Origin of the sequence: Pedobacter sp. GR22-10 (genome assembly GCF_026239715.1) — a bacterium.
Classification (GTDB): domain Bacteria; phylum Bacteroidota; class Bacteroidia; order Sphingobacteriales; family Sphingobacteriaceae; genus Pedobacter.
The window spans coordinates 1-494 of record NZ_JAPIVR010000016.1; the positions used below are offsets into that span (position 1 = coordinate 1).

A 494-nucleotide genomic window follows, 5' to 3' on the forward strand; every position below is an offset into this window, starting at 1 on the left:
TATACCTTTGCTCCGGCCTTAGTGGGTACCGATACTTTCACGGGAAGTTTAAGCCGTTTGCCTGGCGAAAACGTGGGTACTTATGCCATCAACCAGGGTACGCTTGCACTGAATGGCAACTATACTTTAACTTATATTGGTGCTGATTTAACGATTGGTGCGAAAACGGTAACGGTAACAGCAGCTGCGAAAAGCAAAACCTATGGTGATGCTGATCCTGCACTGACGTATACCTTTGCTCCGGCACTTCAGACCGGCGATACTTTCACGGGAAGTTTAAGCCGTTTGTCAGGCGAAAATGTGGGAACGTATGCGATCAACCAGGGTACGCTTGCACTGAACGGCAACTATACTTTAACTTATGTAGGTGCTGATTTAACGATTGGTGCGAAAACGGTAACGGTAACGGCAGCCGCGAAAAGCAAAACCTATGGCGATGCTGATCCTGCATTGACTTATACTTTTGCTCCTGTCTTAGTGGGTACCGATACTTT

Annotated in this window: 1 protein-coding gene; it reads left to right on the plus strand. The window is 47.0% G+C overall.

The features are described 5' to 3' along the window. The coding region (locus OQX64_RS22350; RefSeq protein WP_265820421.1) for an MBG domain-containing protein at window positions 1-494 on the plus strand (494 nt) is incomplete at both ends.